The 23704-nt window shown below is 35.0% G+C and carries 26 protein-coding genes and 1 riboswitch; of the genes, 19 read left to right on the forward strand and 7 right to left on the reverse strand.

Annotation, left to right across the window (positions count from 1 at the left end):
• Positions 1 to 3: 3 nt before the first annotated feature.
• From AR685_RS02170 to AR685_RS02195, 6 genes are all read left to right on the forward strand, one after another.
• Positions 4 to 1215 carry an acetyl-CoA carboxylase biotin carboxylase subunit family protein gene (locus AR685_RS02170; RefSeq protein WP_059123576.1) on the forward strand — a complete coding sequence of 404 codons (1212 nt, stop codon included), beginning with the start codon at positions 4 to 6 and terminating at the stop codon, positions 1213 to 1215.
• Between the two features lie 140 nt (positions 1216 to 1355).
• Positions 1356 to 2069, forward strand: coding sequence for an alpha/beta hydrolase-fold protein (locus AR685_RS02175; RefSeq protein WP_059123577.1), 714 nt, complete (start codon positions 1356 to 1358; stop codon positions 2067 to 2069).
• Positions 2070 to 2119: 50 nt separating this feature from the next.
• Complete coding sequence (locus AR685_RS02180) at positions 2120 to 3073, forward strand: RimK family alpha-L-glutamate ligase (RefSeq protein ID WP_047444219.1); 954 nt, start codon at positions 2120 to 2122, stop codon at positions 3071 to 3073.
• A gap of 23 nt (positions 3074 to 3096) precedes the next feature.
• Positions 3097 to 4215 (forward strand): carboxylate-amine ligase, encoded by a 1119-nt coding sequence (locus AR685_RS02185; protein WP_047444220.1) that lies wholly within the window; start codon positions 3097 to 3099, stop codon positions 4213 to 4215.
• A gap of 33 nt (positions 4216 to 4248) precedes the next feature.
• Positions 4249 to 5085: a type 1 glutamine amidotransferase gene (locus AR685_RS02190; RefSeq protein WP_047444221.1), complete on the forward strand. Its 837-nt coding sequence runs from the start codon at positions 4249 to 4251 to the stop codon at positions 5083 to 5085.
• Between the two features lie 107 nt (positions 5086 to 5192).
• Positions 5193 to 6374, forward strand: a complete 1182-nt coding sequence (locus AR685_RS02195; protein ID WP_059123578.1) for a hypothetical protein — start codon at positions 5193 to 5195, stop codon at positions 6372 to 6374.
• Positions 6375 to 6434: 60 nt separating this feature from the next.
• Here AR685_RS02195 and cphA read toward each other — a convergent pair whose 3' ends face one another.
• Entirely contained in the window at positions 6435 to 9062 is a 2628-nt protein-coding gene (gene cphA / locus AR685_RS02200) for a cyanophycin synthetase (RefSeq protein WP_059123579.1), read from the reverse strand.
• A gap of 198 nt (positions 9063 to 9260) precedes the next feature.
• Between cphA and AR685_RS02205 the strand changes: the two genes are divergently transcribed.
• The 3 genes from AR685_RS02205 (at position 9261) to AR685_RS02215 (ending at position 11390) form a co-directional block, all read left to right on the forward strand.
• Complete coding sequence (locus tag AR685_RS02205) at positions 9261 to 10145, forward strand: cyanophycinase (protein WP_047444224.1); 885 nt, start codon at positions 9261 to 9263, stop codon at positions 10143 to 10145.
• A gap of 62 nt (positions 10146 to 10207) precedes the next feature.
• Positions 10208 to 11050, forward strand: coding sequence for an isoaspartyl peptidase/L-asparaginase (locus AR685_RS02210; protein WP_047444225.1), 843 nt, complete (start codon positions 10208 to 10210; stop codon positions 11048 to 11050).
• A 97-nt stretch (positions 11051 to 11147) separates the two neighbouring features.
• On the forward strand, positions 11148 to 11390 hold the full coding sequence (locus AR685_RS02215) for a YtxH domain-containing protein (RefSeq protein WP_047444226.1): 243 nt from the start codon (positions 11148 to 11150) through the stop codon (positions 11388 to 11390).
• A 49-nt stretch (positions 11391 to 11439) separates the two neighbouring features.
• On the opposite strand, the gene AR685_RS02220 is transcribed toward AR685_RS02215, so the two are convergent.
• Positions 11440 to 12240 carry a class I SAM-dependent methyltransferase gene (locus AR685_RS02220; protein WP_228376368.1) on the reverse strand — a complete coding sequence of 267 codons (801 nt, stop codon included), beginning with the start codon at positions 12238 to 12240 and terminating at the stop codon, positions 11440 to 11442.
• Between the two features lie 418 nt (positions 12241 to 12658).
• Here AR685_RS02220 and AR685_RS02225 point away from each other — a divergent pair, with 418 nt between their 5' ends.
• The gene (locus AR685_RS02225) at positions 12659 to 13300 is read left to right on the forward strand and encodes a TerD family protein (protein ID WP_059123580.1); all 642 of its coding nucleotides are present in this window, start codon (positions 12659 to 12661) and stop codon (positions 13298 to 13300) included.
• A gap of 175 nt (positions 13301 to 13475) precedes the next feature.
• The gene (locus tag AR685_RS02230; RefSeq protein WP_059123581.1) at positions 13476 to 13694 is read left to right on the forward strand and encodes a hypothetical protein; all 219 of its coding nucleotides are present in this window, start codon (positions 13476 to 13478) and stop codon (positions 13692 to 13694) included.
• 438 nt (positions 13695 to 14132) lie between these two features.
• On the opposite strand, the gene hisS is transcribed toward AR685_RS02230, so the two are convergent.
• The 3 genes from hisS to AR685_RS02245 form a co-directional block, all read right to left on the reverse strand.
• Positions 14133 to 15500 carry a histidine--tRNA ligase gene (hisS, locus tag AR685_RS02235; RefSeq protein ID WP_059123582.1) on the reverse strand — a complete coding sequence of 456 codons (1368 nt, stop codon included), beginning with the start codon at positions 15498 to 15500 and terminating at the stop codon, positions 14133 to 14135.
• A gap of 141 nt (positions 15501 to 15641) precedes the next feature.
• Complete coding sequence (locus AR685_RS02240) at positions 15642 to 16103, reverse strand: HRDC domain-containing protein (RefSeq protein WP_228376369.1); 462 nt, start codon at positions 16101 to 16103, stop codon at positions 15642 to 15644.
• Between the two features lie 22 nt (positions 16104 to 16125).
• Positions 16126 to 16458, reverse strand: coding sequence for a single-stranded DNA-binding protein (locus tag AR685_RS02245; protein ID WP_047444232.1), 333 nt, complete (start codon positions 16456 to 16458; stop codon positions 16126 to 16128).
• Between the two features lie 255 nt (positions 16459 to 16713).
• Between AR685_RS02245 and AR685_RS02250 the strand changes: the two genes are divergently transcribed.
• The 3 genes from AR685_RS02250 (at position 16714) to AR685_RS02260 (ending at position 18136) form a co-directional block, all read left to right on the forward strand.
• Positions 16714 to 17517, forward strand: coding sequence for a leucine-rich repeat domain-containing protein (locus AR685_RS02250; RefSeq protein ID WP_117584610.1), 804 nt, complete (start codon positions 16714 to 16716; stop codon positions 17515 to 17517).
• Between the two features lie 128 nt (positions 17518 to 17645).
• The gene (locus AR685_RS02255) at positions 17646 to 17936 is read left to right on the forward strand and encodes a hypothetical protein (RefSeq protein WP_059123583.1); all 291 of its coding nucleotides are present in this window, start codon (positions 17646 to 17648) and stop codon (positions 17934 to 17936) included.
• Positions 17933 to 18136 (forward strand): hypothetical protein, encoded by a 204-nt coding sequence (locus AR685_RS02260; protein WP_059123584.1) that lies wholly within the window; start codon positions 17933 to 17935, stop codon positions 18134 to 18136. The genes AR685_RS02255 and AR685_RS02260 overlap by 4 nt, the downstream gene beginning before the upstream one ends.
• 264 nt (positions 18137 to 18400) lie before the next feature.
• On the opposite strand, the gene AR685_RS02265 is transcribed toward AR685_RS02260, so the two are convergent.
• Together AR685_RS02265 and pnuC are read right to left on the reverse strand one after the other, a co-directional pair.
• Positions 18401 to 19447, reverse strand: a complete 1047-nt coding sequence (locus AR685_RS02265; RefSeq protein ID WP_228376370.1) for a hypothetical protein — start codon at positions 19445 to 19447, stop codon at positions 18401 to 18403.
• A 101-nt stretch (positions 19448 to 19548) separates the two neighbouring features.
• Positions 19549 to 20145 (reverse strand): nicotinamide riboside transporter PnuC, encoded by a 597-nt coding sequence (gene pnuC / locus AR685_RS02270; protein ID WP_059123586.1) that lies wholly within the window; start codon positions 20143 to 20145, stop codon positions 19549 to 19551.
• 28 nt (positions 20146 to 20173) lie between these two features.
• A riboswitch (TPP riboswitch) is annotated at positions 20174 to 20279 on the reverse strand.
• Positions 20280 to 20628: 349 nt separating this feature from the next.
• Here pnuC and AR685_RS02275 point away from each other — a divergent pair.
• Genes AR685_RS02275 through AR685_RS02295 form a run of 5 tightly spaced genes read left to right on the forward strand, consistent with a single transcriptional unit; the run spans position 20629 to position 23695 of the window.
• Entirely contained in the window at positions 20629 to 21225 is a 597-nt protein-coding gene (locus AR685_RS02275) for an HPP family protein (RefSeq protein ID WP_047444238.1), read from the forward strand.
• A 5-nt stretch (positions 21226 to 21230) separates the two neighbouring features.
• The gene (locus tag AR685_RS02280) at positions 21231 to 21569 is read left to right on the forward strand and encodes a hypothetical protein (RefSeq protein WP_047444239.1); all 339 of its coding nucleotides are present in this window, start codon (positions 21231 to 21233) and stop codon (positions 21567 to 21569) included.
• A gap of 20 nt (positions 21570 to 21589) precedes the next feature.
• Positions 21590 to 22498, forward strand: coding sequence for a TIGR01777 family oxidoreductase (locus tag AR685_RS02285; RefSeq protein ID WP_059123587.1), 909 nt, complete (start codon positions 21590 to 21592; stop codon positions 22496 to 22498).
• 24 nt (positions 22499 to 22522) lie between these two features.
• Positions 22523 to 23104, forward strand: coding sequence for a GDP-mannose pyrophosphatase NudK (nudK, locus tag AR685_RS02290; RefSeq protein WP_047444241.1), 582 nt, complete (start codon positions 22523 to 22525; stop codon positions 23102 to 23104).
• Between the two features lie 21 nt (positions 23105 to 23125).
• On the forward strand, positions 23126 to 23695 hold the full coding sequence (locus tag AR685_RS02295) for a hypothetical protein (protein WP_059123588.1): 570 nt from the start codon (positions 23126 to 23128) through the stop codon (positions 23693 to 23695).
• The last annotated feature ends 9 nt before the right edge of the window (positions 23696 to 23704 follow it).

Raw genomic sequence — 23704 nt, forward strand, 5'->3', positions numbered from 1 at the left:
TGTATGGAGGAGAAAACAATTGTATGTATTTCGTGCTATTACAAGGGGTATGATTTTATCGATGAGATGAAGAAACTCGGTAATAAAGTAATTCTTATAACTTCCGAAAACCTTAAAGAAAAAAAATGGCCATGGCATGCCATTGACGAGGTTTTTTATATGCCCGAAATAAAACCTTCTGTCTGGAATCTGGATCATTTAGTACAGGGATTTTCACATCTAATGAAAACCCGAAAAGTGGATGCCGTAATTGCTTTAGACGATTATGATGTAGAAAAAGCTGCTTTGATTCGTGAAACATTCCGTATTCCCGGAATGGGTCAGACGACGCATCGTTATTTCAGAGACAAGCTGGCCATGCGCCAAAAAGCAAAAGATTCAGGAATTAATGTTCCAGAATTCACCGCCGTATTTAATGATCATGAAATTAACAGCTTTACCGATAAAATTCCTGCACCATGGGTTCTAAAGCCGAGATCTGAAGCATCAGCATCCGGAATTAAAAAATTACAGACTAAAGAAGAACTTTGGAATGCTTTAGAAAAGCTGGGTGAAGAACGTCATCTATTTCTTTTAGAAAGCTTCAAGCCAGGTGATGTTTACCATGTTGACAGTTTGACATTCAACAAAGAAATTGTTTTTACTTCTGCCTCAAAATACCTTGCTCCCCCAATGGAAGTTTCTCATGAAGGTGGCGTTTTTAGAACTAAAACCCTAGGACGATACTCGGAAGAGTTTATTGCACTATGTGATGCTAATTCTAAGGTTCTAAAGAACTTTGGTCTGCTCAATGGTGCGACTCATACTGAATTTATCCGAGGGAAAGAAGATGGAAAATGGTATTTCCTTGAAACATCTTCACGAGTTGGCGGTGCGCATATTCCTGATTTGGTAGAAGCCTCAAGCAACATCAATATCTGGCGTGAATGGGCGAAAATTGAAGATGCGCTTTTAAGGGGAAAAAATTATGAAGTTTCTAAACCTACCGGTTACTACTCAGGATTAATTATTGCTCTCATTAAAGACATCCAGCCTGATTATGAACAGTTTGAATGCGAAGAAGTCGTGAAATTCCTTCCGATTGATTATCATGTAGGAATTGTTTATAAATCCAATGATTCTGACAAAGTTGTCGAAAGACTAGACCGTGCGGCAGAGAAAATTCACTCTCATTTACTCAATATCATTCCCCCAAAAGAAAAACCCACTGCGTAACGATTATTTATCATTAAATTAATTGAAATTCAGAAAGTTATTAATTTTTAATGAATTAATTTAGAGCTTGAGTAATCATTCGGTAAGATATAATTCGGTTTTAAAAAATTGAGACACAAAAAACTAAAAATCTATAGTACATGCCACATATAGAACACACAGATTATTACTCACATATACTAGGTACAAGCCTTAAAGTTGAAATTACTGGGCATTTCGGTTACCCGATAATCATGTTTCCAACATCGCAAGGGCAGTACACCCAGAATCACGATTTCCATCTGAACAGCAGCATTAATTGGTTTGTAGAACAGGGAAAAGTGAAACTATACAACATTCAGACGATTGACGCATGGAGCTTTTATGATGAAAGTATTTCGCCACAGCAGAGAATCAGAAACTACGAAAAATATGTACAGTTTTTGATTCAGGAATTTATCCCTTACATCCAAAAACTTCACGGCACTCACCGGGTAGCAGTTGCCGGAGCAAGTTTCGGAGGGTATCATGCTGCCAATTTCGCATTCAGATTTCCTGATGTCGTTTCTCATCTCTTCTGTCTCTCCGGGGCGTTTAGTATTAGAAATTTTATGGACGGCTACTCTGATGAGTTGGTTTACTTCAACTGTCCGAGAGAGTTTGTAAAGAATGATGAAGCGTGGAGATACAAACATATGCACATCGTTCTGAGTACGTCGGATGAAGATATTTGTAAAGACAAAAATGTAGAAATGGCCGGTATTCTCCGCGCAAAAGGAATCGATTTCTGGTACGACGAAAAAAGGTGGATTAATCACGACTGGCCGCTTTGGAGAATGGCTTTTCCAACCTTTATCGGAACATTCTTTTCTTAAAAATTTAAACAATTCAAATAGCAGTAGTAAATCATTAAAAAAGACAAATTATGGCAAAAAAAGTAGGAATTTTATTTGGTATGGAAGACACATTTCCTTGGGCATTTATCGACAAAGTAAATGAATTGGGAAAAGGCGAAATTGTTGCTGAAGCAGTAACGATTGATAAGTTGGAGCAAGGCGCAGATTATGGTTATGCCGTGATTATCGACAGAATTTCTCAGGATGTCCCTTTTTACAGAGCTTATCTTAAAAATGCTGCATTGAACGGAACCTATGTGATCAATAACCCATTTTGGTGGAGCGCTGACGAAAAATTTTTCAATAATGCATTGATGTCTAAACTTGGGATTCCATTACCCAATACAGTTTTATTACCTTCATATGAAAGACCTACCGACACTTCAGAAACTTCATTCAGAAACTTGAAATTCCCTCATGACTGGGATTACATTTTCAAATATGTTGGATTTCCGGCTTACATGAAACCTCACGACGGTGGTGGTTGGAAAAGTGTTTACAGAGTAGAAAGCCCGGAAGATCTTTGGGATAAATTATCTGAAACCGAGCAGCTGGTGATGATGGTTCAGGAAGAAATCGTATTCCAGGATTATTACAGAGTATACTGTTTGGGTAAAAAATATGTTCATATTATGCCCTATGAACCGAGAAATCCACATCACTTGAGATATGCTACAACCCATCAAACAGAAGGAAAAGATTTAGAAAAATTATTAAAGGTGATTCATGATTATACCATCAAAATGAATGAAGCTCTAGGATATGATTTCAACACCGTAGAATTTGCCGTGAGAGATGGAATTCCCTACGCTATCGACTTTTGTAATCCTGCACCTGATGCAGACAGAAACTCTGTAGGTGAAGAAAACTTTGCGTGGATTGTAGAGCACTCTGCAAAATTGGCAATCGAAAAAGCAAAAGAATATGTTCCGGGGAAACACAATATCTCTTGGGGAACTTTTGTGAAGGATTCAGTGAAATAAGTTACACCAAAACACAGAAAAAAATGCATCAGTTTACAATTGGCATTGAAGAAGAGTATCAGATTATCGATTTAGAAAGCAGAGATTTAGTTTCTCATGTTTCAAAAATAATCGAAGGAGGCAAAGCGGTTTTAAGCGAAAACTTAAAGCATGAAATGCACGAATCTATGATTGAGATGGAAACCGGAATCTGTCAAAACATTCAGGAAGCTCAGGCAGAATTGACAAATCTGAGAAGACATCTTATCAAAACAGCACACGAGCAGGGACTTCGTGTTTCTGGTGGCGGAACCCATCCGTTCTCCAATTGGGAACATAACACGATAACCAACGGTGAGCGTTACAACAAAATTGTGGATGACATGGGTGACGTTGCCCGTGGGAATCTTATTTTCGGTCTGCATGTTCACATTGGGATTCCGAACCGCGAAGAAGGAGTAAGAATTCAGAATGTAATGCGTTATTTTCTTCCACATGTGTACGCGCTATCCGTAAATTCACCATTTTGGATTGGCAGAAATACTGGTTTCAGATCATATAGACAGGAAATTTTCGTTAAATTTCCAAGAACAGGAATCCCCAGTTATTTCAATTCTTTAGCTGAATTCGACAGCTATGTTGACCTTTTGGTAAAAACAGGAACAATAGATAATGCGAAAAAAATCTGGTGGGATTTGCGTGTTCACCCATTCTACCCTACCATTGAATTCAGAATTTGTGACATGCCACTGAGAATTGATGAAACGGTTTGTTTGGCTGCTATTATGCAAAGTTTAGTGGCCAAGATTTATAAACTGCATCAACAGAATTTAAGTTTCAGAAGCTACAGGAGATTATTACTCAATGAAAATAAATGGCGAGCTTCAAGAGACGGAATTCATTCTCAGCTAATTGATTTTGGAAAAGAAGAATCTGTTCCTTATCCTGCTTTATTGAAAGAATTACTTGAATTCATTGATGATGTTGTCGACGACTTGGGATGCAGAAAAGAAGTAGAATACGCTTGGAAAATTGTAGAGAACGGAACCGGTGCCGACAGACAGCTTGCAGTATATAAAGAGACTGGAGATCTGAAGAAAGTAGTGGACTATATGATCTCTGAAACAGAATATGGCATTACACACGGTGAAACTGCATCATAATATTTTTAATAACTTTACATAAAATATGAAGTTATGAGAGATGTAAGAATTGCTTTGCTCGACATGAATAATAATCATGTCAATCAGGGATTTAAAAATATCAAAGAAATCTCTGAGACCTTCAAGCAGCAGTCTGAAGAAAGCATTAGTATTAAAGTTTTTGATGTCCGTTTTAAAAATGAAATTCCGAATATAGAAGATTTTGACATCTTCATTTCATCTGGTGGTCCGGGTAATCCACACCGTGAAGGATTCGAATGGGAGGATAAATTTGCAAATTTTTTAGATAAAATTTATCAGCACAATAAAGAAAATGAAGCAAAGAAGTTCTTGTTTTTGATTTGTCATTCATTTCAGCTGGCGAGTATTCACTTTGATCTGGGAAATATCTGCAAGAGAAAATCATATTCTTTCGGAGTAATGCCTATTCATAAAACTGAGGACGGGGAACAGGAAATTTTATTAAACAATTTACCCGAACCATTTTACGCAGTAGATTCAAGAGCGTATCAGTTTATTGAACCTAATATCGATCGTTTCGAAGAATTGGGAATGAAAATCGTTGCAATAGAGAAATTCCGTCCGCATATCAATTTAGAAAGAGCTGTAATGGCAATCCGTTTTTCTGATGAAATTTTCGGAACACAGTTTCACCCTGAAGCCAATCCGGCCGGGATGATCGAAAACCTGAAAGACGAGAAAAACAAAGAGGCGATGATTGAAAATTTCGGAATGGAAAAATATCTCGAAACCGTAGACAGAATGGATGATGAAGATAAAATCATGTTGACACAGGCTCAGATTTTACCCAGTTTTTTAAGACTAGCAAAAAAAAACGTCTTGAAACAGATTGAAGCAACTGCAGAATGACTGATCGTTTTTAAAAGATAGCAGTTAGCTTTTAAAAATTTTCAAATTAAAATAAATAAAATCGGGTACAAACTGCTCGATTTTTTAAAATCACAAAGAAAAAGAATATGATTGCAAAATACCGAAAACAGTTTAATCAGGATTTTAGTCAGGAAAAATATGAAGCATGTAAAGAGATCCTAAAAGACAAAAGCGGATTGCTGCCCGCCTTCAGACTTTCTGAAAGTCCGATGTTTCTTACAAATGATTTTAAAAATAAATTGATCGATGCGAGTGAAAGCATCATTGATCAGATCAAGGCTTTACCAGAAGGAACCTTAGAAAAAGCAATTCCAGCAAACTGCAAAGTTCCTAATGACACCAAACAACCTCACTTTTTTACCATCGATTTTGGAGTCTGCAGAAATGAAAACGGAGAAATCGAACCACAATTAATTGAGCTTCAAGCTTTCCCTTCTTTATATGCTTTTCAAAGAGTTTTTGAAGAAACATTCTGTGAGGTCTATCCTTTTTTAGATGAAATTAGAAACAAAATGCCGCAGGAAGAATTTCAAAATTTTCTCAAAGAACTCATTGTAGGAGACGAAAATCCTGAAAATGTTATCTTACTTGAGATTTTTCCTGAAAAACAAAAGACTGTAATAGATTTTGCCTTAACCGAAAAATTACTAGGAATAAAAACAGTTTGTCTGACTAAAGTAAAAAAGGAAGGTAAAAAATTATTCTACGAAAATAACGGGCAGAAAATTCAAATCAACAGAATTTACAACCGGGTTATTTTTGATGAATTAGACAAAATTCCAAATCTTCAGCTTGAATTTGACTTTCGCGAAGAAGCAGATGTTAAATGGATCACACCCCCCAACTGGTTTTTCAAAATTTCAAAATTCCTATTGCCGATGTTACAGCATCAATTTGTTCCAAAAAGTTATTTTTTACATGAATTTCCTGAAAGCGAAAGCCTTAAAAATTTTGTTTTAAAACCTCTATTTTCATTTGCAGGAAGTGGTGTCAATTTAAACCCGACGAGAGAGATTACAGATTCGATTGAAGATAAAGAAAATTATATTTTGCAGAGAAAAGTAGTTTACGAACCTATTTTCGAAGACATTGACGGTGAGTTTTCAAAAGCAGAGATCCGTTTGCTTTACATCTGGCGAGAACAGGATGCACGTCCTATTTTGTTGGAAAATTTAGGACGAATGACGAAAGCAGCTATGGTAAACGTTGACTTTAATAAGAAAGATGCAATTTGGATTGGAAGTTCCAATACTTTTTTTGCTGATTAAATAAATATCAACAATAAACCTCAGAAAATTCTGAGGTTTATTGTTGATATTAGGATCTATTTATATCTTACCATCTTCTAGCAATTCTCTCGCCTGGTATTCCTGTACCAAATCGATAGCATTAGAAATAACATCACTCAGAGCGGTGATGAATGTACCTTCTTCAGCCATTCCCATTGCATGCTTTAGAGCATCTATCTCTTTCGGAATCGTCTCATAACTTACATCTCGTCCTGAATCCTGCATTCCATCAATGATTAACCCATTGATTTCTTCTTCAGTTCTCCCACGAAGATGTTTTTCATTTCTTATGATGATATGATCAAACATTCTGCCTGCGATTTTTCCACATAATCTGATATCTTCATCACGACGGTCTCCAACCCCTGAAATAATTCCTATTTTCTTGGTAGATTCCACATTTTTAAGATAATCTTCAATCGCTTCATATCCTGCAGGGTTGTGAGCAAAATCAATAAGAACTTTAAAGTTTTTAAAATTAAATACATTCAATCTTCCAGGTGTCAACTGAGCACTTGGAATAAAAGTTCTTAAGGAGTTTGAAATATCTTCAATTCCAAATCCATAAAGGTAACAAGCTAAACTTGCAGCCAAGACATTATCAATCATGAATTTTGCCTTCCCCTCCATGGTAATCGGGAAGTCTTTGGCTTTCCCAATTCTGATTTTCCAGTCACCTTTTTTGATAGTAACATAACCTTCTTCATATACACAGGTAATTCGACCTTCTTTTGCAAACTTCTTAATGTGCTCATTGTTTTCATCCAAACTGAAAATAGCAACATTGCTTGGCAAATCATTGATGATTCTCATCGAATATTCATCCTGCGCGTTCAAAACGCTCCATCCGTTTTTCTTTACGCTGTCGAGTACCACTCTTTTTACTTTGGTTAAGTCTTTAAGACTGTGGATATCATTTAAACCTAAATGGTCTTCTTTAATATTCGTTAAAACACCAATATCACATTGCCCAAATCCTAAACCTGAACGAAGGATTCCGCCTCTTGCAGTTTCCAAGACAGCAAACTCAACGGTTGGATCTTTTAGAATAAATTCCGCAGAAATAGGGCCCGTAGTATCACCTTTGGTCAACATCGTATTCTGAATGTAAATACCGTCTGACGTAGTGAAACCAACACGATATCCGTTATTTTTAACAATATGGGAAATCAACCTTGTTGTAGTGGTTTTACCATTTGTTCCCGTCACTGCAATAATTGGAATTGTAAATGGTTTACCCTGAGGATACAGCATATCTACAACCGGCGCCGCGACGTTTCTTGGAAGCCCTTCGCTCGGGGCCAAGTGCATTCTGAAACCGGGAGCAGCATTTACTTCAATAATTGCTCCACCACTTTCTTTCAAAGGTTGGGTAAGATTTTCTGCCATAATATCAATTCCACAGACATCGAGGCCAATAATCTTTGAAATTCTTTCTGCCATCGTGATGTTTTCCGGATGTACCATGTCGGTGACATCAATAGAAGTTCCACCCGTAGAAAGGTTGGCAGTAGATTTAAGATAAACGACTTCACCTTTTTGAGGAACTGTTCCTAAAGTATAATTTAATTTGTTTAATAATTCTGTAGTATCTTTATCAACGGTAATTTCAGTAAGCACATTTTCGTGACCATACCCTCTTCTCGGATCCTCATTTTCTTTGTCTATCAGTTGTTGAAGATTCATTTCACCATCGCCCACTACATGAGCAGGAACACGCCTTGCAGCAGCAACCATTTTATTATTAATTACTAAGACTCTGAAATCATATCCTGTAATATATTTCTCAACAATCACCTTGTTAGAGTAGTTCTGCGCATGTTCTAAACCAACTTTTGCAACGTCCCAATCGTTCACATTAATTGATGATCCTTTTCCATGGTTACCGTCTAAAGGTTTCAGCACAACTGGATACCCTATTTTACGAATAACATTCTCAAGACCTTCCTCAGAAGTAACCAGATCACCAATAGGAACCGGAATTGCAGCATCATGAAGCATTCTTTTCGTCAACTCTTTATTACAGGCAATATCTACAGCAATAGAACTTGTATTTCCGGTAATAGTTGCCTGAAACCTCTGTTGGTTAACACCGTAGCCCAATTGTACCAAAGAATTTGTTCCTAATCTGATCCATGGTATTTTTCTGGAAACAGCTTCTTCTACAATACTTCCTGTAGAAGGACCTAAGCGCACACGCTCTCGTATTTCTTTAAGTCTTTGGATGCATGCATTCATATCATATTCCCTGTCCTCAATCAATGCGTTGGCAATTTCCACAGCCTGTTCTGCGGCATAAATACCAACATTTTCTTCGATATAATCAAATACAACGTTATAAATTCCTGGAGTTTTGGTTTCACGTGTTCTTCCGAATCCTGAATCCATTCCTGCAAGAGTTTGAATTTCTAGAGCGATATGTTCTATGACGTGCCCCATCCATGTTCCGGTTTCTACACGGTGAAAGAAACCACCGTGAGTACCTTCTGAACATCTGTGAGTAATTAAAGAAGGAATTAGCTTTTCTATTCTCTCCCGGAATCCTTCAATTTTATTGGTAGGAAAATTTTCCATTTCTTCAAGATCCAAACGCATCTGTATCAACTTCTTTCTTCTAATACTCCAAATATTAGGACCCCTCAATGCTTGTATCTTTTCAATTTTCATAGTCTAGTGATGAAATTTATATTAATAAAATTATCTTTTAAAATCAAAGATAATGCAAAACCTCAAAAAAAACCACAGTGTCATTAAAGAATTATTAAAAAAACTTTATATTTTGTAATCAATTTAAAATCAAAGCAAATGCATTAAAACCCGTTTGAAATTTTCTCAACAATTAATAATTTTCTAACTTTGCCGGCTATGAAACCTGTTGGAAAATTAATTATTATCGGTGGAGCTGTTAATAAAGGCAGTTTCTCCGAAACCGATTACGATCAGAATATTGAAAAAAACCTCAATTTTTTTGAAAGAGGAATTTTAAGAAAAATTATTACTGAATCTAAGAATAAAGAAAATTCAATTATTGAAGTAATTACTACGGCATCTCAAATCCCTCAAATTGTAGGAGCTGAATATAAAAAAGCTTTTGAATTTTTAGGAGCTAAAAATGTTAACATTCTTGATATTCACAATCGTGAAGAAGCTAACTCTGATGCCATAGTTGCCCGTGCAAACGCTGCAGATGTAGTGATGTTCACGGGTGGTGATCAGTTACGATTAACTTCCATTCTTGGCGGAACAAGATTTCACGATACCATTTTACTTAAGTATATGGAACAGGATTTTATCTACTCCGGAACTTCTGCAGGTGCAGCAGCTGCTTCTGAAAACATGATTTATCAGGGAAGCAGCTCTGAAGCATTATTAAAAGGTGAAATAAAAACGACGCAAGGTTTAGGATTAATAGACAATGTGATTGTTGATACACACTTCGTTCAGCGTGGCAGAATTGGCCGTCTATTTCAGGCCGTAGTCAACAACCCAAGAACTTTAGGAATTGGATTGGGTGAAGATACAGGATTGTTTATTCATAATGATACCATGACTGCTGTTGGTTCAGGGCTTGTGATTATTGTTGACGGAAGATTTATTAAAGATACCAACCTTACGAATATTAATTTAGGCGAACCTATTTCTATCGATAACTTAACCGTTCATGTGATGTCGATGAATGACCATTACGATTTAACGACGAGAAAATTAACGATAGAAAACTCTCAGTTTAACCCGATTCCACAAACCTAAAATAAATTTAAAGTGAAGTTTTTCTTCACTTTTTTTTATATATTTAAAATTTAATAATCAAAATGAAAATTATCATACACGGAGGTTTTTTCTCTGAAAGCGACCAAAGCCACGAAGTGAAAGTTGCCAAGCAAAATTCCTTGAAAGATATTGCCAAAAAAGCGCATCAGTATTTAGAGAATCATACCGCTTTTGAAGCGGTGGCTTATGCTGTTTCTCTCTTGGAAGATGATGAATTGTATAATGCAGGAATTGGTTCCCAAATTCAAAGTGACGGAATTATCCGTATGAGCGCAGCGATTATGGATGGCGAAACTCAGAAAATGAGTGGCGTCATCAATATTCAGGATGTGAAAAATCCGATTTTTGTGGCGAAAGATTTAATGAAAGAAGACGACAGAGTTTTGGGCGGAAGCGGGGCAAAAAAATATGCTACAGAACACGGTTTTGAAAACTTTTCAACTGAAATTCCTCAGAGACGAAAAGAGTTCGTAGCCAAACTAAACAATGGTGGAAAAGGTACTGTGGGATGTGTTGCTATTGATAAAGATGGTAAATTGGCTGTTGCCACATCTACCGGAGGAAAAGGTTTTGAAATTCCTGGAAGAATTTCTGATTCTGCGACAGTGGCCGGTAATTACGCAAATAAATTCTGTGCGGTTAGCTGTACTGGTGTAGGTGAAGATATCGTAAGTAATGCGACAGCGACGAAAATCGTCACGAGGGTGACAGACGGAATGAGCTTAGAAGCAGCCTTTAGTAAAACATTTACAGAATTAAAAACAATTGATGGCTTCGCAGGAGCTATCGCCATTGATAAAGATGGAAACTTCTATCATCAAGACTCACATCCGACTATGGTTTTCGCAAGTTTTGACGGAGAAAATTTTGAAATTTTTAATTAAACTTTAACATTTAATTAGTAATGTCATATATTTTTTGGCACGTATTTTACATACTTAGTTGTATAACAATTTAATATAACTTTTAAAATCAGAAATCATGGGAAATAAGACAAATGGATTATTAGCATTACTAGGAATTGGAGCTCTTGCATATTGGAAATACAAAAAATCTACTCCTGAAGAACAGCAAGCTGTGAAAGATAAGATTAACAGCGCAAAGGATAACCTGAACAAATGGGGTAATGATTTGAAATCTAAAGCAAATGACGTTGCAGCACAAGCGCAAAATAAATTTGACGAAGCGAAAGCGAAAGTTGAAGACTCTGCTTCAAACATCTAAGTTTAGATATATTTTTAAATATTATTTACATTCATATACAAAGAAGTCATTAATACAATGACTTCTTTTTTGCTTTTAAAGCATAGACCATCGGTATCTTATTTCCGAATTTTTTGATTCTCCATTTTCCACTTTCAAATTCCTCGACGTGTCTGAAACAAGGATATGGCGACCAGTCAAATTCTGTGAAATTTTCTAAAACAAAACTTTTACTGATTAAATTCTGTAAAACATCAGACAAAGGATGATTCCAGGAAACATAGTCCTGCACGATATCCGCTAAAGCATCGGCATAGGTTCCTTCTGAGGTTTCTACAATTGGTTTTTCATTAAAATAATTGTAGGTGACAGCATTGAAATCGTCATCATACATCCAGATCACTGGATGAAACTCTGCCATTATAAACTCACCGTCAGGTTTTAGAAAATGACTGACAACATTTGCCCAACGTTCCAGATCCGGCAGCCAACCGATAGTTCCATAACTCGTAAAAACAATATCGAATTTTTCATCTAAGACATTTGGAAGATTATAAACATCAGTGCATATAAATTCTGTATCCGTTTCACATTTTTTTGCTAAATCTTCTGCAGCATCAATAGCTTTATCAGATAAATCGATTCCTGTTACTTTTGCACCCATTCTGGAAAGCGAAATAGAATCCTGTCCGAAATGACATTGCAAATGCAGAATGGTTTTTCCTGAAATATCCCCTAATAAATCTAATTCGATTGAATTAAGAGAATTTCTTCCTTTTAAAAATTCATCTACAAAATAAAAATCTGATTCAAGATGTGGCTCTACTCTTGCGTTCCAAGAGTTTTTGTTAATATCTAAATAATTTTCCACTGGTTTTAATTTATGTAAAGATAATTTTTTTGAAAAATTTTCGCAAACTATGATATGTTGTAGAAAAGAATTTAAAAGGAGATTTACGGTTACCATAACTGTCTGAAATTATGTTTGCAATAAATCCGTCTTGAATGTTTTTAATAGCAAATCGATAGTCTACAGGCTGTTTTTCGTCTGAAATTATTCCAAATCCCTTTTTAATAGGATGATAGATTAATAATTTATTAAATAATTGCAAAAATGATATAATACTTGCCAAAACTATTCTACCTTTGCAGCGAAACAAATAACTGAAAATCAAATCAATGAATGATTAAACATTTGATTTGACAGTTGCTGAATATTTCGATTAATCTACAATTGCAGAAACTCGATGTAGATTATTTTTGATGAAACTTATAATAACCATGAAACTATGACTTCTCTTTTGCCAAAAGATGAAACAATTGACTTGTTTTCAGATTTTGAAAAACCACTATTAAATTTTTCTCTGGCAGTTACTTGGGATTCTGCTGAGATTTATATCCGTAATTTCTTAGGCATCAAAAAAAAACTAACTGATTTTATAGAGTTGGATTTTACTTGTGTAATGTTTGACAAGTATAATAAAATGATAGATTCTATCTGTTCACCGAAATACAATAGTTGGCTTATACATAATAATTTTCCTTTAGGTAAAAGTTATTCCAAAGATGGGGCCTTTGAACATTTTGATTACGAATCAAAAAACGACCCTCGCTACAAAAAAGTAATCAGTATAGATTTGGCTAGAATAAATAATGAGACAGAAACTATTTTTTTCTATTTAAATTTTGATCTAAAAAAGATAAAATCACCTAGTTTTTCATCAATAAGTTCGCTTCAATTAATGATTTTTGACGATAATACTCTAAAGAACATTTTTTCAGAACATTATATTTCGACAGAGAGCAGTTCTCAAAAAATAGGAATATTTGTTTTAGGAAAATTATATAGAGAGGCTAACCATTGGAAATTTAAAAGCATCAGAAAAACGATTAATGAAAAAACCTTTGTGAAATTGACTACAGGATATTAGTGTTTTTAAGAAACTCTTTTACAATAGATCGTATTTATATTAAGTTTCTCAACATCTACTTGACTTAGCAATAATCATGGGAAATCATTTTTTTAAAATAAAAAATTTGATACTTTATTCTACAAGAAAAACGACGACTAAAATTCAGGTTTTTGAGCAATAATCTTAATATTTGATGAAAACTATACTTTTAATCTTACTAACGATAATTCTAAATTTTAATGAAAATTCATTAAAATATTCTGATGTCTACCTTTGCGACAGCGCCGGCGGAAAGAAATATCATTACTCTAAAAACTGCCGTGGATTGTCCAGCTGCAAACATGATATTATTAAAGTGAGTCTTAAAAAAGCACAGACTTTGGGTAAAACTCTTTGCGGTTGGGAAGAATAATCACTTAATTTTTTTCCTCTGAAAAGAAAAGATATGATGTTTAAATAGAAATTCCCAAGGGAATAATGAAGCAATTAAAATTATCAACATAAAATTAAATTTGTCTTGATATCCTTTGGTTTTGTAAATGTACTCATCATATTTTTTTAAGTAAAATACAGAAATTGTCGAATGTACAGGGAATCGTTCGCAAACATTAGAACTCAGATTTACAGAATAGACTTTATCATCGACATCAATTTTTACACTGGATTTAGACCTGCTTGAGTATTTACAGTTCTAAGCAATAACTACATGTGGGCTCTGCATACCATTATCAATTGTTTCATGATACTTTTTATCTCTATACCACCCAGACATAAACATAATAATCACCATTCCAATTAAGAAAAGGTGATTATCAGTATAGTATTTTTGTCGTTCCAATATCAAAAGAATCTATCCTAAAAAATCCTCTAAAGCAACCGTTTTCTGTTCGCCAGCTTCTAAATTTTTATAGGTTACGGTTCTATTTTTTATTTCTTCCTCACCCAGAAAAACAAGATTTTTAATTCCTTTTTTTTCAGCGTAAGTAAACTGTTTGTTGATTTTTGCGCTTTCGGGATACAGTTCGGCAGAAATCCCTTTTTCTCTCAACTGGATAATCAATTTCAAAGCTTCAATGGTTTCAGCACCTCCAAAATTGGCAAATAAATATTCTACATTGGAAGCAGCTTCTTCAGGGAAAAGATTTAATTCTTCCATTACCAGATAAATTCGGTCTAAACCAAAAGAAATTCCGATTCCTGGTACATTTTTCACTCCAAAAACTTCAGTCAGATTATCATATCTCCCGCCGCCGCCGATAGAACCCATTTGCGCTTCGTCTGCTTTGACTTCGAAAATGGCTCCGGTGTAATAATCTAATCCACGAGCTAAAGTAATATCGAAAACTAAATTCTGAATATCAACTCCAAGGTTTAGAGATTGCGTGATGACAAATTCCAGTTCTTCAACACCTTTCAAGCCTATTTCGTTTCCTACAAATTTTTCTTTCAGCTGAAGTAGATTTTCCAAAGCGTCATTCGATTGAGTGAAAAGGAAATCTAATTTATCAATCGATTCCTGAGAAATATTTCTTTCTAAAAGTTCTTTCACTACTCCATCCTTCCCAATTTTATCAAGCTTATCTAAAGCAACGGTGAACTCAATCAGTTTGTCTGTGATTCCTGCAAACTCGACCAAACCTGAAAGGATTTTTCGGTTGTTGATATGAATGGTTACAGAAGTTCCCAGTTCCGCAAATGATTTGAGATATAGCTGAACCAATTCAACTTCCTGCCACAGGCTTTCACTTCCCACCACATCAGCATCACACTGATAAAACTCTCTGAATCTCCCTTTTTGTGGACGATCTGCTCTCCAAACTGGCTGAATCTGGAAACGTTTGTAGGGGAAAGTCAGTTTCCCGTGGTTCATCGCAATAAATCTTGCAAAAGGAACTGTTAAGTCATAACGAAGTGCTTTGTCGGTAAGACTTTCGGCACTGAAAGGTTTGTCCAAAGCTTTTTGAAAATCATTCATCATCTGAGTTTTTTTCTCGTCTTTGGCTTCGTTGATACTTGAATTTAAAATTTTAAAAATCAAACGATCACCTTCTTCTCCGTATTTCCCTGTTAAAGTAGAAAGATTTTCAAAACTTGGCGTTTCCAAAGGCTGAAAACCAAAAAGTTCGAAATTCTTCTGTAATATATTGATGATGTATTTTCTTCTTGAAACTTCCAGTGAGGTAAAATCTCTCGTTCCTTTTGCTAAGCTTGGCTTCATTATGCTAAATGATAATTGATGGTTGATAAATGATATTATGTGCAAAAATAAGGAATTGAAAGGACTTTTAAATCAATAAAAAAGCCGGAGATCATATTTCCCCGGCCCCTCATTTAATCATTTGTGTTTGGGGTTTTTATTTCAGACACTTTCCAGGATTTCTAAAATCTCTTCACCATAATTTTCAATCTTGTGTTTTCCGAAACCTTTGATGTCCAGCAGTTCCTCTTTTTTCGCAGGTTTGTATTTTGCTACAGAAACCAGTTCTTTATTGGTGGCAATAAAATAGGACGGAAGGTTCTGCTCTTTAGCTTTTTCTGAACGCCAGATCTTTAAAGCATCCAAAATGATTATTTCATTATCGCTGAGCATTTCATCTTCTGCCGAATACTTTACCGCTTTAGAATCCTTTACACTGTTTTTATTAAGCAGTGATTTTGCTTCGTTAAAATACAATACCACTGACCAAAATTGGTCTTCTTCGACAAAAGCAGTTTCTACTTTTACAATATCGTGATGCTCTAAGAAATCATCAATCATTCTCTGATCATCGTGCAGAAATTCTTCTGCGATTCTTATTTTTAAAATTTTTATCTGCATCATTCGTGATTTTAGAATTCTACATTTATTTACCTCCCAAAAGCAAAATTTCGTCTACTCTAATTTCGGTAATATATCTTTTCGCACCGTCTTTGTCGTCGTACGATCTGTACGTAATTTTTCCTTCGATGGCAATTTCTTTTCCTTTCGGAACATATTTCTGTAAGATCTCAGCTGTTTTGCCGAAAGCCACCAAACTGTGCCATTGAGTTTCTTCTACTTTTTCACCTTTTGCGTTGGTGTAATGATCGTTGGTTGCCAACGATACTGATGCTTTTGTACCTCCGTTTTCGAAGTTGATCATTTCTACTTCTTTGCCTGTGTAACCGATTAATGTTACCTTGTTTCTTAGTGACATAACTTTATATTTTTAAGATTAGTAATAGATAAGAGACGTTCACTGTTTTCTCAAATCTCTGTTGCAAAGATTCATCAGGTTTTAAAATTTAATCGGTAAAGAATTATTTAAATTCGTTTGTAGTCGTTTGAAAATGGATATGACATTCAAAAACAACACTTTAAATAATATTATTTTTTTTATGTGAAACTAAAGATTTCGTATATTTGGTTGTATCAGCAAGTGTAGATCAGCCACAATCCCAACAAATCGACAATGAACATAAGAATATCTAAAATAGAAAATAACGTGCAAGACAGAAATTCTGTTGCTTGGAAAAAACTTTGTGATTATGTTGACAAAGTTGCTATTGAAAACCGTAAGGAATTTTCACCTGTTGAAGAACTCGGACAAGAATTGTTTGATCAAATACACACCTTACCCGAGACAATATCAAAACTAAAAAATGTTACGAAGGTTTGGCTTTATGGAAGTAAACTGAAACGTATTCCGCCAGAAATTGGAGAAATGGAAGCACTTGAATATTTTGACCCTTACACTTCATATGATTTACATTGGTTTCCATATGAAATTACAAAGTGTAAAAACCTTAAAGACAGCAGAGTAAGCACAAGAGCTTTGTATGGTAATTGGAAAAACAGAATGGAATTTCCTCAGTTAACTCATAACCCAATTAGGTATTTAGGTGCCACTGTAAATTGTAGTGTGTGTAATAAGACAATGACTTATGAGCAAACAAATCAACTTTGGATTTCTTTAAAAGTTGGAACAGACATTTTACCTCTTTTGACAAATTTGTGTTCAAAGGAATGTGAAAGCAAACTGCCAACACCGCCAAAAGACTATGTTCAATTTACACATAAGGGTGGTGCAGACTTGAAACAGCCACTTGACGAAAACGAAAGCTTTGAATTAGAAATGAAGGATTTTGAAGACAATCAAAATGATAACAAAATAGTTACTGCACAAATTGACAATAACAAAATACCATTGAACAAACCGAATGTAAGAAAAGAATTTCCACTATTAAAACTGATTAGAAAAACATGGGAACGATAAAAAATACCAGCTGCAAACATGTGTTTATAGTAGTAGTGTAAAACTATAAATTCAAAGATAATTCTTCGATTGAAAATTTGTTCTTTATTATCCATCATTCCAAAGCCAAAAACATTAGCGTTCATACTATGAATGAATACATCAACATAAAAGAAATAATTGAACTTTTAGAGCAACAAGAACCATTGAGACAAGACACTATAAAGGCATTGAAAGAATGCAGAGGTGGGCAATGGCGAGGAAATGCTTATTTTCAGTTTGTTGACAGTACCAATGCTAATCAAAATGGAGCTGAATGGCAATTTGATGACAACATTGTTGTTGAACATCCTAAAAAAGGTACAATTATTATTGACTTTCTTAAAAACAAAAAATTGGGGGAATTGAATTTTATGAACTTATCGGAAAGAAAAAGGTGAACACAATCGCAAAGTTTGATATTTCAGATAGTTTCAAAATTACAGGACGTGGACTTGTTATTGCTGGCGACATTTTGCAAGGAACAATTACAACAGAAAATCACATAACAGTAAAAATAAAAACAGACGAACTGAAATTAAAAATAAAAGGCATAAATTTTCTTGACAAAAGAATTGATAAATATCAAAAATCGCCTTGACTTTTCATTACGAAAATATAGAGCAGCAAGTCAAACTTGAAAATTCTAGAATAGAAAAACAAATTGCATCAATTACCGAGAATTGACAGACCTGAAAAAGAATGAACCACTAGCAAGAGTTACAATAGTGAGGGGCAAAATTGCAAAGTACAATAGTAATTCTTTGGTTCTAAACTTTTAAAAACGAAATATTTGTGCTTTGTTTTCCGCAGTATCTTCATGCAGAAAGACTCTATGTACAATTTTTATTAATTTATGAAAAAATCATAGCTCCCTCCTAAAATTCGAATGCTGCGTCGCTGTAAAATAATCACAAAAAATCTGATACATTTCAGAATCTGTATGCGTTGCCCGAAGTCCCAACTGAAAATAAATTTCCAAAATCTGATGCGATAAATTTTCTACCAAACTGGTTGCGAAACTGTGAATTTCAGATTGTTTTTCAGGGCTTATAAACTTAATATCATTCAGGAGCATCTCAATCTCATCGGCAAACTGAAATGATTTTTCCACATGACCACTGATCATTTGATTAAACAGTTTCAAATCGAGATTAGGCCTAATTTTAATCGCTTCCTCCGAAAAATGAGACGCCATTCCAAGATAATTAACCAATAAAGTCAAATCTGCAAAAATCCTGAATGGAATTTTATCTAAAACATCATCCGTAAAAAATTCATCGTAAACAAAACTGTAATCTTCAGAAACTTTTGTGTTATTCACTTTAAAAGAATACGTTCCGGTAGCTTTCATGCCCATCGATTTCCAATTGGGAATAATTTCTGCCTGATCTTTAGAAATAACAAACGAACGGATGATTTCAGAACCCGATTCATCCAATAAAGGATTTCCATTTTCAGTTAATGTAGCATTTAAAGTAAAATGACTTAAGTGTGGCGCTCCCGTTGCAAAATGCCAAAGTCCGTTGATGATGAAAGTTCCGTCGTTTTGCTTTTCTGCTGTTCCGCCAATCATTCCGCTTCCGCCAAAACAGGTTTTAGGGTTAGCGAAAAGTGCCGTTGCGATTTCTGGTTTTAAATTTCTTGAGAAAAAATTCGCTCCCGAACATAACGTTAGCATCCAGCCCAGACTTCCATCTATTTGAGACCAATCGAACAGAACAGATAGTCCTTCTTTCAACCGTAAACCCAAGCCTCCGTATTTTTTGGGAACCCAAATCTGAAGCAACCGTTTCTCATGATTCAGATTCATAATTTTTGGAGAAACTTCAGACGCTCCCAACATTTCATTTCTGATTTCTTCAGGCGTAATCATGGTTCTGTTTTCGTTTTGAATTGATGTCTTTATCACTGAGATTTTTGGTTTTTATTTTTTTATCGATCGCTGATTAAGCAGATTTTGCAGATGATAAAATTTGCAATATTTGCTAGATCTGCGTGAGTATTTAAAAATCAGGCGACTTTCAAAGACTTGGATTTGATAATTTTTCGCCACTCTATGTAACCGGAAATCGCGACGATGAACAGGAAAGCCGTCAAACCAGCGTACAGATATAAATCTTTGTGAATTAATAAAGGAATTGCTATGATATTGCTGACATTCAGTAAAATCCAGTTTTCAATTTTTCGTCGAGCCATTAACCACATTCCCGCCCATGCAAAAGCACTGACCAGTGAATCTAAAATAGGTACATCAGAATCGGTAAAATGAGTTAGAAAAAACCAGAAAAGGCTGAATGTTCCAACCACGATTCCTGCGGTGATTAGTTTTTCCTGATTGGTCGTTTCAGAAATCTTTGCTTCAGATTGTTGCTTACCGAATTTCCAGTAAAGCCAGCCGTAAATGCTCATCACTAAATAGTAAAGATTTAAGGTAAATTCCGCATACAGTTTTGCGAAAAACATCACATACAGCGAAAGTGAAATTCCGGCAATACCAAAAAGATAATTGTTTGAATTGTTTTTTCGGGCCAATAAAACCTGAAAAATTGAAAAGAAGACCCCAAACCATTCCGGCCAAGTTGTCTTGAATAAAATTTCCTGCATCAAATTAACTTGTATAAAATTAAATGATGAGATGATAAATCAAAAAAATCCCTACGTCGGCATTATCCGAATCAGGTGTGGAAAAATTTCCCGGGTATCATCTCAGCCGCAATCGTGCAGCACCCCATTGATGGCGCAAAATTGAAACTTTTTTCTGAGAATAAAAAATTAAAGAGTACTTTTTTTACCGTAAATTATAGATTCGACAAAGACAAAAGAGACAAAATTTCGGACAATTATACTAACTGTTTAGATTTAGTTTAAAAATTGGTGAAGTCTTCGACAGGCTCAGACTGACATCGCATAAATCAAGCGGTTAGAAGTAAAATTGTCATGCTGAGCTTGTCGAAGCATGTTTCTAGTTAAGAATATTCATTTAATATAAATTTTTGATTTACTCCTTTTTGAATCACCTCTTTTGTGGTAAAAGAACAGCCGTTTACAAACGGATAATTTTTGTATATTTAAATTTTAATACCAGAAACTGTGAAGAAGACGCTGCGACGAACTTACCGTGTATCAAAATATGTAATTTACAAAGAAACGCTTGTTGATTATAAAGAACATTTTTGGTCTTTTCTCGGCGCTTTTTTCGGAATTGGAATTATCGCCTTTCTGCAGTCACAATATCTTCTGGAGCAAGAAAACATATTCCTTATCGGTTCTTTTGGCGCGTCAAGTGTATTGATTTACGGAGCCATTCAAAGTCCATTGGCTCAACCGCGAAATCTGGTTGGCGGCCATGTAATTTCCGCATTGGCTGGCGTTACCATTTATCAGATTGTTCCTGACATTTTATGGCTATCGGCTCCATTAGCTGTCGCATGTTCTATTGTTTTGATGCAGTACACCAAAACTCTTCATCCACCAGGTGGAGCAACAGCTTTAATCGCTGTAACCTCGCCAGGGAAAATCGCTGATTTAGGTTACTGGTATGTGCTTTCTCCTGTTTTATCGGGCTGCATCATTTTACTATTGGTAGCCTTATTTTTCAATAATATTACCAAAAACAGAAGCTACCCTACAAGTAAAAAATGGAAGCGGCTTTTACATAAAAAACACCAACACAATTTGAAAAATTAATAAGTATGGAATGCCTTGAATGTGGCGAAAAAATCATCGGCAGATCAGATAAAAAATTCTGCAATGATGCCTGTAGAAACGCTTACAATAACAAACAGAATAAAGATTCGAGTAATCTGATGCGGAATGTGAATAATAAACTCCGCCGTAATTACCGGATCTTAAGCGAGACCAATGTTGAAGGAAAAACCAAAATCGCTAAAAACAAATTGACTGGCTTAGGATTTGATTTTAACTATTTTACACAAATTAAAGTTTATAAAAATGGTTCGGAATACAAATTTGTTTACGACCAGGGATATAAACTTTTGGATGATGATTATATTTTGATCGTTAAGAATTAAAAAATATCCAAAATCAAAACATGAAGGAAGTAGTAGTAATTACCGGAGCCGGCGGATCGGTCGCAAAAGTTTTAGCGAAAAAACTTGAAAACGAATATACTGTTCGGTTTTTAACACGCACCCAAAGACATGAAAATGATTTTGAATGGAATATTGAAAAAGGAACTGTAGACGACAAAGCGTTCGAAAATGTTAGTCACATTATACATCTTGCAGGAGCTAATATTTCTGAAAAAAGATGGACTGTTAAACGGAAAAAAGAAATCATCACCAGCCGTGTAGATTCTGCACAATTGATCCTAAAAACTTTACAAGAAAAAAACATACAACTCAAATCGTTTATTTCAGCTTCAGCCGTTGGAATTTACGGAGCGATTACTTCCGAAAAAATATTTAAAGAAGATGACGAAAAAGGAAATGATTTTCTAAGTGAAGTCGTAATTCAATGGGAGAAAGCAGCAGACGGATTTTTAGAAAGCGGTGTAGCAGAAAGAGTAGTGAAAGTTCGGACAGCTATTGTTCTTTCTGAAAAAGAAGGTGCTTTGAAAAAGATGGCTGTTCCCGTAAAATTTGGGATTGGGTCTCCCATTGGAACGGGAAGACAGTATATTCCGTGGATTCATATCGACGATCTCAGTGCAATATTTGAATTTGCTTTGAAAAACGAAAACGTAAAAGGTGCTTACAACGCTTCTGCACCCCAACATACCGACAATGAGAATTTCACAAAGGAAATTGCGGAAGTTTTAGACAAGCCTATGTTTATGCCCAATGTTCCGGGATTTGTGATGAAGCTGATATTCGGAGAATTGTCTGTGGCATTGCTCGAAGGCTCAAGGACGTCTTCAGAAAAATTGCAAAATGAAGGTTTTCAATTTAAATTTCCGGGTTTAAAAAAAGCTTTGGAAGACTTATTAAAACGAAATTAATTAAATAAAAAGATTGTAAAATCTATGCAAAATACAAACATAAAAGTTGAGAAAACTGAGGTCCTTTCGGATAACTGGTACACTTTAAAAAAGATCACATTTACCGTTCAGAAAAAGGACGGAACCACCGAAACCCAAAGCAGAGAAGCCTACGACAGAGGAAATGGTGCCGTGATTTTATTGTATAATACCAGTACAAAAAACGTAATTTTGACCAGACAATTCCGGATGCCCACTTTTATCAATGGAAATGCGGACGGAATGATGATCGAAGCCTGCGCAGGATTGCTAGATGATGACCATCCTGAAGAATGCATCATCCGTGAAACAGAGGAAGAAACCGGCTACAAAATATCTAAGGTTGAAAAGGTTTTTGAAGCGTATATGTCACCCGGATCTGTAACAGAAATTCTTCATTTTTTCATCGCAGAATATTCAAGTGAGATGAAAATAGCGGAAGGCGGCGGACTTGAAGATGAAGGTGAAGACATCGAAGTTTTGGAAATCGAGATCGAAAAAGCGCTACAGATGATTGAATCAGGTGAAATAAAAGATGCGAAAACCATTATGTTGCTTCAGCATGTCAGGCTTAAAAATTTAGTGTAGATTTATTTTAAAATTAAAATTATGAAATTGCAATTTTCTTTAGTACTTTGTCTGTTATTTTCTACTGTTGCATTTGGTCAGAAGAAAGAAGTATTAAGTTCAAAAGATCAACATGCTGTAGAGCATTTTAAAGCTGAATACAAAAAGAAAAATTATAAAAAATTTGAAGGGAAAATTTTAGTTAGAGAAAATTATATCCAGTTTGATGATAAAGTAATTTTTCTTGAAAAATATGAAAAGATGACTGCTCAAATTTTAAAAGAAGCCTTGATCTACCCGCAATTGCTCACAGAGTATCAGATGCAGAAATTCCTTGATGAAACCACAGATAGAACCCAAAAAAGATTTTTAAAACTGCAAAAAGATCCGAAAGCATCGTTTGATGTGAATAATATTTCTATAAAAATTACCGAGCTTCCTTTTTTAAATGTCAATGAAAAGGTGAAGAGATTTAAATTAACTACGAAAAATAGAAATCTGCCGAATCCGATTATTTACTTTATTGAATTAACAAATTCTAAAGCTGTTAAAAATATGAGTTTTGAGGAGTTTGTGAAAGATGCAAAGCTGACGTATCTGGATCAGGAATAGAAATAAATT

The sequence above is a fragment of the Chryseobacterium sp. JAH genome (genome assembly GCF_001507335.1).
Classification (GTDB): domain Bacteria; phylum Bacteroidota; class Bacteroidia; order Flavobacteriales; family Weeksellaceae; genus Chryseobacterium.

Bases quoted from the DNA above. Each gene is read 5' to 3' on its own strand.
- AR685_RS02170 (WP_059123576.1), top strand. From the start codon at position 4: ATGGAGGAGAAAACAATTGTATGTATTTCGTGCTATTACAAGGGGTAT.
- AR685_RS02175 (WP_059123577.1), top strand. From the start codon at position 1,356: ATGCCACATATAGAACACACAGATTATTACTCACATATACTAGGTACA.
- AR685_RS02180 (WP_047444219.1), top strand. From the start codon at position 2,120: ATGGCAAAAAAAGTAGGAATTTTATTTGGTATGGAAGACACATTTCCT.
- AR685_RS02185 (WP_047444220.1), top strand. From the start codon at position 3,097: ATGCATCAGTTTACAATTGGCATTGAAGAAGAGTATCAGATTATCGAT.
- AR685_RS02190 (WP_047444221.1), top strand. From the start codon at position 4,249: ATGAGAGATGTAAGAATTGCTTTGCTCGACATGAATAATAATCATGTC.
- AR685_RS02195 (WP_059123578.1), top strand. From the start codon at position 5,193: ATGATTGCAAAATACCGAAAACAGTTTAATCAGGATTTTAGTCAGGAA.
- cphA (WP_059123579.1), bottom strand. From the start codon at position 9,062: ATGAAAATTGAAAAGATACAAGCATTGAGGGGTCCTAATATTTGGAGT.
- AR685_RS02205 (WP_047444224.1), top strand. From the start codon at position 9,261: ATGAAACCTGTTGGAAAATTAATTATTATCGGTGGAGCTGTTAATAAA.
- AR685_RS02210 (WP_047444225.1), top strand. From the start codon at position 10,208: ATGAAAATTATCATACACGGAGGTTTTTTCTCTGAAAGCGACCAAAGC.
- AR685_RS02215 (WP_047444226.1), top strand. From the start codon at position 11,148: ATGGGAAATAAGACAAATGGATTATTAGCATTACTAGGAATTGGAGCT.
- AR685_RS02225 (WP_059123580.1), top strand. From the start codon at position 12,659: ATGACTTCTCTTTTGCCAAAAGATGAAACAATTGACTTGTTTTCAGAT.
- AR685_RS02230 (WP_059123581.1), top strand. From the start codon at position 13,476: ATGAAAACTATACTTTTAATCTTACTAACGATAATTCTAAATTTTAAT.
- hisS (WP_059123582.1), bottom strand. From the start codon at position 15,500: ATGAAGCCAAGCTTAGCAAAAGGAACGAGAGATTTTACCTCACTGGAA.
- AR685_RS02240 (WP_228376369.1), bottom strand. From the start codon at position 16,103: ATGATGCAGATAAAAATTTTAAAAATAAGAATCGCAGAAGAATTTCTG.
- AR685_RS02245 (WP_047444232.1), bottom strand. From the start codon at position 16,458: ATGTCACTAAGAAACAAGGTAACATTAATCGGTTACACAGGCAAAGAA.
- AR685_RS02250 (WP_117584610.1), top strand. From the start codon at position 16,714: ATGAACATAAGAATATCTAAAATAGAAAATAACGTGCAAGACAGAAAT.
- AR685_RS02255 (WP_059123583.1), top strand. From the start codon at position 17,646: ATGAATGAATACATCAACATAAAAGAAATAATTGAACTTTTAGAGCAA.
- AR685_RS02280 (WP_047444239.1), top strand. From the start codon at position 21,231: ATGGAATGCCTTGAATGTGGCGAAAAAATCATCGGCAGATCAGATAAA.
- AR685_RS02285 (WP_059123587.1), top strand. From the start codon at position 21,590: ATGAAGGAAGTAGTAGTAATTACCGGAGCCGGCGGATCGGTCGCAAAA.
- nudK (WP_047444241.1), top strand. From the start codon at position 22,523: ATGCAAAATACAAACATAAAAGTTGAGAAAACTGAGGTCCTTTCGGAT.
- AR685_RS02295 (WP_059123588.1), top strand. From the start codon at position 23,126: ATGAAATTGCAATTTTCTTTAGTACTTTGTCTGTTATTTTCTACTGTT.